A 9,138-nucleotide genomic window follows, 5' to 3' on the forward strand; every position below is an offset into this window, starting at 1 on the left:
CAAAAGAAAGTTCTAAAGATACTATACGAGGAGGCGTGACAATGACGGAAATAACGTTTGGTTCCGGAGGACTGGAAACGCAGGCGGAGCTGCGCGCGGCGCTTGAAGAGGTGAGGAGCTGGGAGAAGGAACAGAGACAGCTTATGATCTGGGAGCGGGTGACCCGGCTGCCCTTCAAGCTGCTGGACAAGATTACCCCCAAGATTGTTCATGAGAAAATAGGTCTGCTCCTGGATGAGCTTGGAAGCTATATCCAGAACGGCGGCAACTACCTTGTGGCGGGACGCAAGGTTGGCGAGCTTATAAGCGAGGTGAGCCACGAGGCGGGTGGGAAGGCCGAAGGCCCGTATCCCCTGGCGGTGATGGACGAAGCGGCGCGGCGGCTGTCCAAAAGCCGGAGCAATCTCGCGACGGCGCAGGGGGCGACCACGGGCATTGGCGGCGTGTTTACCTTGGCGGCGGATATTCCCGCTATCCTTGGTCTGTCTCTGAAGGTGATCCAGGAGATCGGCCTGTGCTACGGGTATAACCCGCTTGAGAAGGAGGAGCGCATCTTCGCCGTAAAGGTGATGCAGCTCGCTTCCTCCGAAACGATTGGCAAACGGGCGATTCTGGAAGAGCTGAACCTTGAGCTTGGCAGGGACGGAGGGACTTTCGGCGGCGAAGGCGCAGCCGTATCGAAAATCCAGGGCTGGCGCGAAGTAATCGCTGCTTACCGGGACAACTGGAGCTCGAAGAAGCTGCTGCAGATGATTCCCGTCGCCGGAATGTTATTTGGAGCGTATACTAACCGCGAGATGCTGAAGGGGGTGTCAGAAGCGGCCCGGATGCTGTACCGTAAACGGCGAATTCTCGCCAGACTGGCGGAGATGGACGAAACGTCGCTCTAAAATCAAAAGCCAGGCTCCTGAACAGCTGACATAGGAGCATTATGGCGTCTGGTTATCAAGCGGCGTGATACAACAATGATTTGTGTAACCGGCATTTTTGTTCTTGGGCTTCTGGCGACAAAAGACGCTTGGCGGTTCGGTATTGGGAGTGTTTAACTCTTTTGTCTACGCGACAAGGAGCTAATGGGAACGATTAGTATCATTTCGATCATCGTGGCGATGAACCGGGTGCTGAGATTTGCCGGCAACAACGAGACGATGGGTCTTCCCGCTGACCCGGTTTCTCCGCACGCAGGTAATGGCTACTGGGGAAGTGGCATTATAATGCTGCTTTCCTCCCTCTTTTTCTGGCCTTCGCCCGCAGTGGCCCTTGTGGGCAACCGCCATGCCGCCTAACGGCATCGTCGGCGCGATCACGCTGACCCTTACCGGCGCCATTATCGGCCTTGACGGCTCCGGCTTCTCTGGCATTTCGCTGGCCAGCTCCATTGCGCATCTGTTCACCACAGCCATCGGCTCCGGCGCCGCTACCCTGACGGCGCTTGGCCAGGTAGCCGCCATTTGGGTCGTCGGCGGAACGCTCATCCCCTGGGCGCTTATTCCAGCGGCGGCCATCTGCGGGTCAGTCCGTTCGATCTGGAGCGCCGCAATTTACAGCCCGTGCTGATCGGCCTTGCAGTCACCACTGTTGTCGCCATGTTTCCCGTGTGACTCCCCCATTTTTCGTCGTCTGACGACAGCGGCGTTCTCTCCGATGCGACGCATGGCGACGTCATTCTACAAATGATAGTTCTGTGAAGAACCACTATCACCCCCGAAACTTATTTCGCTTAAAGTTGCCGGCAAGGCAAGGATGACCGGACGCATCGGGCACTTCGCCCGGTCATTTCTCCATTCCCAGGTTTAGCAAACGTCCACCCGCAAAAGCGGAGATTGACGGCACTGGCTCACCTTCATCTGGCGCTCGCTGCCAAGCCTGTGCTATGATGATTTCCTGAAGTCGCAGCGGCAGATATAGATGAAAGGAGTGAAAATCAATGCTTGCGATATCGAGCTACACCGTGGAGCAGATCCGGGACCCGTTCGGCATTATTGCAGGGAACCGTTATGAGTTTATGATTAACCTTGATATTCAAGAAGAGGATGAGCTTTATTCGGAGAACGGAGTCAGTGTCCGGGCTGTCGTTAAAGAGGCCAACGGAGAAGTAAGCATCGTTACTTATGATGTAATGGAAACGACAACGCAGCGGATTCTTGAATTCGACCTTGAGGATGATGAGGAAGAAGAGCTGGCCGCTTTTTGCAAGGAGCATTTGCCTGAGGGTTAACTCCGGGATTAACCAAATTAATTCAGTATAAGGCTCTGGGCCGCCCGCCCGGGGCTTTTTCGCATGCAATCAACCGCCAGGGCAGCAGACAGTTACTTGCAAGCGGTTGTGGAATCGGATGCAATAAGTCCGGCTGCGAATATAGGCGATGTCTATCAATGATATTGCTTACAAGTCTTGGACGGGTAATGAACAGAGGGGTATAGTGGAAGACAATAATCTACATAATGAGGTGACTGTCCGTGATACAGACCGTGCTGTCCACCCTGCTTGGAGTCATTGTCCCGCTGTCGGTTCCGATTATTGCCGGTGCGTTGATAGAGCGCTTTCAGCGCTTGGATACGAAACCGCTGCTTACCCTGTACCTGTATTTTTTAAGTCCAGCCATAATTCTGGACACACTGGCCCATGCGGAAATTTCATTTGACGACATTTATTTGACGGCGGCGTTCTCCTTGCTGAACCTGCTGCTTCTGTGGGGGACGGCCAGCGGCATCAGTAAAATGATGAGATTCTCTTCGCCCGATCGGGCAGGATTGACGCTTATTTCCACTTTGACTAACAGTGCAAACTATGGTCTTCCGCTTGTTCTGCTCGCTTTTGGACAGGCGGGGCTGGATAAAGCATCTGTTTATGTCATTGGGCAGATGATTATCGTCAATACGGTTGGCGTTTATTTTGCGGCCCGTTCCCATTTTTCCGTAAAAAACGCAATCAAATCAGTACTCTCCCTTCCCGCGATTTATGCCGCCATTCTGGCGATACTGCTCAGGGCGTTCGATCTGCATCTGCCTGCCGAAGTGGACAAGGGGATAACCATGGCGGCGGGAGCTTACTCTCCGGTTGTTCTGGCGATTCTGGGCGCGCAGATGATGAAGGTGGGCAAGATGCCAAGTAAGAAGGGCGAAATGCCGGTGTTCTGGACGGGGATGGTGATGCGAATGCTCATCGGCCCGCTGCTGGCGCTGGTGGTACTAAAGCTGCTGGGGATTACCGGGACGCTCCATTCCGTGCTCTTTATTCTTGCCTCTATGCCGGTGGCGGTTAACGCGGTCGTTCTGGCGGAACGATTTGGCGCCTCTCCGTCGCTTGTGTCCCGCTGCATTCTATGGACGACGCTGGGCTCCTTCCTGGTACTGCCTTTGCTCATCGCATTGGCGAGCGGATAAGGTAATTCCGACCGGAGTTTGACATGAAACCGAAAGGTTATATATAATCTAAAACGAAACCAAAAGGTGTTATTTCAAAAAGCCGCGAAAGAGGGATGTTTTATGGAAGACAAACGTCAAGACGCCTTGCCGGATATCGTGCAAACGGTCATTATCGATGCGCCGATTGAGAAGGTTTGGAATAAAGTAGCGACATCCGAAGGGATTGCTGAGTGGTTCATGCCCAATGACTTTCAGCCGGAAATCGGTCATGAATTTCATCTGCAATCTCCTTTCGGACCTTCGCCGTGCAAGGTAACAGCGCTTGATCCGCCGCATAGATTGGCATTCGATTGGGACACCGAGGGGTGGACGGTTTCTTTTCAACTGCAAGAACTGGAAGGAAAGACCGAATTTACGCTTATTCATGGCGGCTGGAAGCAGCCTGACGAGCTCGTCGGAAAAGCGGGCGAGAAAAGCTCGGTCATTCATGGCCGGATGGCGGGCGGCTGGGTATCCATCGTACAGGAGCGGCTGAAAAAGGCGGTTGAAGCCTAAATGGCGGCGGCGGAGAAGCATGATGTATTCCAGGCGATTGCCGATCCGACCCGCAGGCAGGTGCTCCGGCTGCTTTCCGAGAAAGAAAGGCCCATCTCTGAAATTACCTCTCACTTTTCGGTAAGCCGCACAGCCATTACCAAGCATCTGCATATCCTGTCGGAAGCGAAGCTGGTCAGCGGCCGGAAGGTCGGGAGAGAGAAGTTGTACCGGTTGCAGCCCGAGCCGCTTGAGGAGCTTCACGAATGGCTGTCCTACTATGAACGGTTCTGGAGCAACAAGCTGTCCATCTTAAAGCACATCGCCGAAAAAGAGAACTAAACAAACCCGGTCAAGCCACGATATTTTCGTGCATTGACCGGGTTTATTGATTCATTCAAAAGGATAGGTGATGCCCCACTGGCCTCTGACATTGCTCATGATCTCCATAACGTCCAGAGACAGTTGAAGCGTGCCGCTGACGCCTGCCGCAATGGCCTGCTCCATATGCTCGATTTCATACTGGATGGCCTTGTCGGTGTCCCCGGCTTCGATCGTTTCCGAAGTTCCGTCAAGATACTGGATAACGGCTTTGGAGGCACGGGGGAAGTTATCCACGGTGATGAATCCATTCTCTCCGGCCACAACGCCTCTTTTCGGCATCTTGGCCCGCATCGTCAGGGAGATAACCGCCATCTCGTCGGCATCATTCTTCAGGATAATGCCCGATTGCTCATCAACCCCGGTCTCGAATGGCTTGACGGTCGTAAGAACGTCTTTCGGCTGGGCTGACAGGAAGAGCCGGGCAAAAGACAGAGCGTATGTGCCGATATCGAGCAGCGCTCCCCCGGCCAGATCCTTGCTGAAGAACCGGTTATTCACGTCGTATTCCTTATGGCTGCCGAAGGAGACCTGAATCATTTTAAGCGGGCCGATCTTACCGGAGTCGACGATTTGCCGCAGCTTGTCATACAAAGGCATATGATAGATCGTCATCGCTTCCGCCACGACCAGACCTTTTTCCTCGGCCAGAGCCGCGATTTCCCGAAGCTGGGCGATGTTGACGGTAATCGCTTTTTCCGCGAGCACATGCTTGCCATGTTTCAGACTCTCGATTATATATTCATAGTGATTACTGTGGGGTGTAGATACGTAGACCGCATCGATTTCGGGGTCCTGCAGCATTTCATTATAATCGCCGTAAGCTTTGGCCGCTCCGTATTGCTCGGCAAAGTGCTGCGCTTTATCCAGGCTGCGTGATCCGGCCGCGTACAGCGTGCCGCCAGATTTCTGCAAGCCCTCGGAGAATTCCCGGGCAATGCCGCCCGGTCCGATAATGGCCCACTTGACTTTACTCATGCAATTCCCTCCGTTTCGCATGGTTGGATAGGTTCTAAGCACATATGTGCGTTTTACTAAAAAAAGTGCTAAACATCCGCCTAGAGTATATAACCAGGCGGTTAATCTGTCAAATCATGCGGATCAATCATCAGAACCCCATCTTGTAAGGATACGGCATAGCGTGTAGTATATAGGGCGCGCTATTTTAACTAGCAGATTAATATAAATCAAGGGAATGACTACTAGCTTATGAATGACAAAGTTGTAATGCCGCTGTGGACCTTTTGCCTCTTTATTGTAGTGATGAACACGACGATGTTCAACGTATCGCTCCCCAGCATTATCGGGGATCTTCATATTTCAGCCGACCTTGGGTCATGGATTATCTCCAGCTATTCCATCGGATACGCGCTGTCGACGGTCATTTACAGCAGGCTCTCCGATCTCGTGCCGATCCGCAGACTGCTCATTTTTGGGCTCACGACGCTGGGCCTGTCTTCCGTGCTTGGCATTTTCGCGCATGATTTCCATCTGCTGCTGCTTACCCGGATTCTGCAATCCGCAGGAGCGGGCGTCATGGCGGGCCTTGGCCTTGTGCTGGCGAGCCGGTATATTCCGACCCCGCGGCGCGGCGCGGCGATTGCGATGATCTCGGCGGGCAGTGCCATGGCCTTCGGCCTCGGGCCGATCGTCGGCGGTCTCATTAGCGAGTATTTCGGCTGGAACGGCCTGTTCGCTATTACTTGTCTGGTGCTGCTGGTGATGCCGGTTCTCCTCTTTCTGCTTCCCAAAGAGCAGCCGCGCAAGGCGGCCTTCGACCTAACCGGAGCGATCTTACTTGTCGTTAACGCGGCTACGCTGCTTGCCGCCATCACCGGCCGGTCGGCGGTTTGGCTGGCGGTCAGCCTGGCTTCTTTCGGCGCGCACGCCTGGCACCTGAAGAGAACGAAGCAGCCTTTCATCAGCCTCAGGCTGTTTGCCAATTCGGGCTACGGCAAGCTGGTCGTTATCGGCTTCTGCGCACTCGTGCTGAATTTGGGGAATCTGTTCCTGATGCCGCTGGCGCTGGCCAATGTATTTGGTCAATCGGCGCTAACCATCGGCCTTATGATTGCGCCTGGAGCCATTCTGTCCGCGTTCCTGACCCGCTTCGTCGGGCATTGGATCGACAAATACGGCAACCTTCGCTTTTTGCTGCTGGGCCATGTCCTGCTCGTAGCCGTGTTAACCTTGTTCAGCTCTTCGCTATCATCGTCGCCGCTGGTCATCCTGTTCGGTTATGTCGTCTTCTCGCCTTCGTTTTCCGCGACGCTGGCGTCCTTGAACAATGAAGCCAGCATGCTGCTTCCCCGCGAAATGATCGGGTCGGGCATGGGGCTTCTGCAGCTGATTCAATTCTTTGGCGGTTCCGTGTCGGTTGCGGTGTGCGGGCTGCTGCTGCATGTCCAGCGGAATGCCGGACCGGCGAGCGCATACCGGCATGTATATTGGCTGCTGCTTACGGTCAGCCTTGTTTCGCTCGGACTTGTACAGTGGTACCGGCGCGGGAAAGCGCGGGCCGCCAGCCTTGGATGATGAATGAATTCGTGGGTTCAGTTCGAAATACAGGGAGTTCTTCTTACATACTTCGTATCGTCTATCTGGTTAATGAGAAATCTTGCAATATCTTCATTCGTCATCGTTCTGCCCGGAACATCCGTTAAATTTTCCTTGATGATCCCCGTTTCCGAACCTTCAACCACAAAGGGTAAACGCACAAGCGTCCATTCGATATCACTCTTTGTCAGAAGGGCTAGTTCCTTCTTTTTATCCGTGATCATTTTGCGGAACAGATTTCAAAAAATTTCGACGCCACCCGGTTAACCAACGACTTACGGTCGCCGTCTACGTTTAAAGACCCGCCGGTAACGCCAATATACCTTCGAATTCCGTATTCACTCATTACCGCAAGGACATTACTCGTTATTTCGCTGTATAGCGGCAGAGCTTTTACAGGTTGTCCGAACGTGTTAATTACAACATTGCAGCCATCCAGAAGGGTGCGAATAGAGCTTACATCGCGGGCATCCCCGGTGATCGTCTGTATTCTGTCATCGTGATAGATCAATTTTTCCGGATTCCTGACAAGCATGCGAACACCGTAGCCGCTTTCCAGCGCTTTTTGTGCGAGGTAACGTCCTGCTCTGCCTGTCCCCCCGATAATTGCAATCTGATGCGTTGTCTTCAAAGCGGTCTCCCCCTAAACGTCTAGTTATGTAAACCGTATTCTGGAGCGTACCGCTCATCGTCACTTCTCCTTTAGCGCCGTAATGTTAGCCGAAACCTCCTGGGGGCTTGGACTGTCCGTCTTTCCATGGCTTCCCTCTCTCAGATTCAAGCCGACTACACCCGCAATAATCAGCACAATGCATCCGGCCTTGAACGCCGTGATCTGTTCACCGAACAGCGCCCAGCCGATCCCCGCCACAAAAGCGGTCCCCACACCGGACCAAATCGCATAGGCCACACTCACGGAGATGCCTTTCAGCGCAAGATTCAGCATGGATAAGCTGACCAGATAACAGACAACGAGCAGGATGGATGGAACTAACTTCGTAAATCCGGCCGAGAGCTTCATGAACGTCGTGCCTGCCACTTCAGCGGCTATTGCAACGATCAGCAAGAACCAATGCATGCTGCTACCTCCTTTTAATTCCGTTCAACAAAATGTCAACCAGTTCGTCCAGTGCTTCCCGAAGGGTCAGTCCGCCCGGATTTGCGGAGGCTTGCCCCATCAACCGGTACAGTCCGCCGATATACATCTGTATAAACAGAGAGGTATTGAACTTCTCCAGCAGTCCCTCCGCCTGGCCTTCCCCGATCATTTGCATTACCCCGTCCCACTGCTCCTCCAAAAAGGGGTTCAAGATAGCCCACACCTCGGGATAATACCGCTGCAGCTCGTACAGGTGAGTGATATCGAAAAATTGAAAGTCCTGCGGCAGCAGCACAAGCAAGGCCTGTAATTTCTCCATGGTGCCCAGCTTCCGGTCGCTTAAGATAGCCTGTTCGCGCTCTTTGACTTCATCCATGGCCTGCTCGACCAGGTCACGGATTAATTCTTCCTTGGAGGCATAACTTTCGTATATCGTCTTCGTGCTGATCCCGCATTGTTTGGCCATTTCCGCCATCGTAAACCGAAAGCCTCTTTTAAAAATTTGCTGTTTGGCTTGAGCAAGTATTCTTTGTTTCATCATAGTTTTGGGCAATGCCTCCCTTCTAACGGAATGAGAAAACGAGGAAAATATTATCGTTTCTATATTTTATTTCTGGAAAGATCCTTTTGTCAACGCAAAGAAAAGGATTGCCTACGAAGGACAAGACGCTTATTCTGTTATGGGAAGGTTTTACATTGCCCCGGCTGTTCCAAAATGAAACATTAGGCCGACATTCGGCGTATTAAAGGTACAAAAGAATCATGAGAGGAATGATATTCTCTTGGAACATGGAATGAGCGTTATTTTATATGAAAAAATGCCGGATGGCTCGCTTAATGCGATCGAGGAGCGCGTGTGGAGCGCGAATATGGTCGCCGCGCTGGAGCATGTCAACTATTTGGTAGTCGGAGGCCGAGAATTTGAAACGGTAGAAGGCAGGCTGAATGTGGACGAAGGCAAGCTTGAGCTGCTGCTCGTTCCCATGCGTACCGAATGAAGACAAGATTATAATCAAGGGAGGCACCCACTTTGGGTAAAGAAGAGAAATCTGGAAATGAATCGCTGGGGGAAAAAGGGGTTGGTCTGAGCGGCAAACCCGCCCGCGTGCTGTCAACCTCGCTGGGCATCGCCCTGCTGGCCAATGCGCTGTTTGTACCGGGCTCCTCAGCGGCAAGCGGCAGCTCGGCGGCTGACGAGC

General features: G+C 53.0%; 13 protein-coding genes and 1 pseudogene. 9 read left to right on the plus strand and 5 right to left on the minus strand.

Going from position 1 to position 9,138, the window contains the following annotated elements; all coding sequences use genetic code 11:
• Positions 1-41 precede the first annotated feature (41 nt).
• The 7 genes and pseudogenes from L691_RS0125685 (at position 42) to L691_RS0125715 (ending at position 4,245) form a co-directional block, all read left to right on the plus strand.
• The gene (locus L691_RS0125685; protein WP_036738330.1) at positions 42-890 is read left to right on the plus strand and encodes an EcsC family protein; all 849 of its coding nucleotides are present in this window, start codon (positions 42-44) and stop codon (positions 888-890) included.
• A gap of 183 nt (positions 891-1,073) precedes the next feature.
• The gene (locus tag L691_RS34455; protein ID WP_025693073.1) at positions 1,074-1,286 is read left to right on the plus strand and encodes a hypothetical protein; all 213 of its coding nucleotides are present in this window, start codon (positions 1,074-1,076) and stop codon (positions 1,284-1,286) included.
• A pseudogene (locus L691_RS34460) lies at positions 1,285-1,601 on the plus strand (hypothetical protein); the annotation flags it as partial. The gene L691_RS34455 and the pseudogene L691_RS34460, both read left to right, overlap by 2 nt.
• 326 nt (positions 1,602-1,927) lie before the next feature.
• Entirely contained in the window at positions 1,928-2,218 is a 291-nt protein-coding gene (locus L691_RS0125700; protein WP_025693075.1) for a DUF6509 family protein, read from the plus strand.
• A 242-nt stretch (positions 2,219-2,460) separates the two neighbouring features.
• Positions 2,461-3,387, plus strand: a complete 927-nt coding sequence (locus tag L691_RS0125705; RefSeq protein ID WP_025693076.1) for an AEC family transporter — start codon at positions 2,461-2,463, stop codon at positions 3,385-3,387.
• A 102-nt stretch (positions 3,388-3,489) separates the two neighbouring features.
• Complete coding sequence (locus L691_RS0125710; RefSeq protein WP_025693077.1) at positions 3,490-3,924, plus strand: SRPBCC family protein; 435 nt, start codon at positions 3,490-3,492, stop codon at positions 3,922-3,924.
• The gene (locus tag L691_RS0125715) at positions 3,925-4,245 is read left to right on the plus strand and encodes an ArsR/SmtB family transcription factor (protein WP_025693078.1); all 321 of its coding nucleotides are present in this window, start codon (positions 3,925-3,927) and stop codon (positions 4,243-4,245) included.
• A gap of 51 nt (positions 4,246-4,296) precedes the next feature.
• Here the strand turns inward: L691_RS0125715 and L691_RS0125720 are convergent, their stop codons facing one another.
• Positions 4,297-5,262 carry a Gfo/Idh/MocA family protein gene (locus L691_RS0125720; RefSeq protein ID WP_025693079.1) on the minus strand — a complete coding sequence of 322 codons (966 nt, stop codon included), beginning with the start codon at positions 5,260-5,262 and terminating at the stop codon, positions 4,297-4,299.
• Positions 5,263-5,493: 231 nt separating this feature from the next.
• Here L691_RS0125720 and L691_RS0125725 point away from each other — a divergent pair, with 231 nt between their 5' ends.
• Positions 5,494-6,819, plus strand: a complete 1,326-nt coding sequence (locus L691_RS0125725) for an MFS transporter (protein WP_025693080.1) — start codon at positions 5,494-5,496, stop codon at positions 6,817-6,819.
• 17 nt (positions 6,820-6,836) lie between these two features.
• On the opposite strand, the gene L691_RS34125 is transcribed toward L691_RS0125725, so the two are convergent.
• From L691_RS34125 to L691_RS0125740, 4 genes are read right to left on the minus strand one after another with little or no spacing between them, the layout of a single operon-like run.
• Complete coding sequence (locus L691_RS34125) at positions 6,837-7,064, minus strand: NAD(P)H-binding protein (RefSeq protein ID WP_332249118.1); 228 nt, start codon at positions 7,062-7,064, stop codon at positions 6,837-6,839.
• Complete coding sequence (locus L691_RS34130) at positions 7,061-7,471, minus strand: NAD(P)-dependent oxidoreductase (protein WP_332249119.1); 411 nt, start codon at positions 7,469-7,471, stop codon at positions 7,061-7,063. Before L691_RS34130 ends, L691_RS34125 begins: the two co-directional genes overlap by 4 nt.
• 60 nt (positions 7,472-7,531) lie before the next feature.
• Positions 7,532-7,918 (minus strand): DMT family transporter, encoded by a 387-nt coding sequence (locus L691_RS0125735; RefSeq protein ID WP_025693081.1) that lies wholly within the window; start codon positions 7,916-7,918, stop codon positions 7,532-7,534.
• Between the two features lie 4 nt (positions 7,919-7,922).
• Entirely contained in the window at positions 7,923-8,480 is a 558-nt protein-coding gene (locus L691_RS0125740; protein WP_051459464.1) for a TetR/AcrR family transcriptional regulator, read from the minus strand.
• Between the two features lie 241 nt (positions 8,481-8,721).
• On the opposite strand from L691_RS0125740, the gene L691_RS0125745 reads away from it, so the two are divergent.
• A complete protein-coding gene (locus tag L691_RS0125745) occupies positions 8,722-8,937 on the plus strand; it encodes a hypothetical protein (protein ID WP_025693083.1) in 216 nt (71 codons plus the stop codon).
• Positions 8,938-9,138: the final 201 nt, after the last annotated feature.

Origin of the sequence: Paenibacillus zanthoxyli JH29, assembly GCF_000520715.1 — a bacterium.
GTDB lineage: Bacteria > Bacillota > Bacilli > Paenibacillales > Paenibacillaceae > Paenibacillus_AQ > Paenibacillus_AQ zanthoxyli.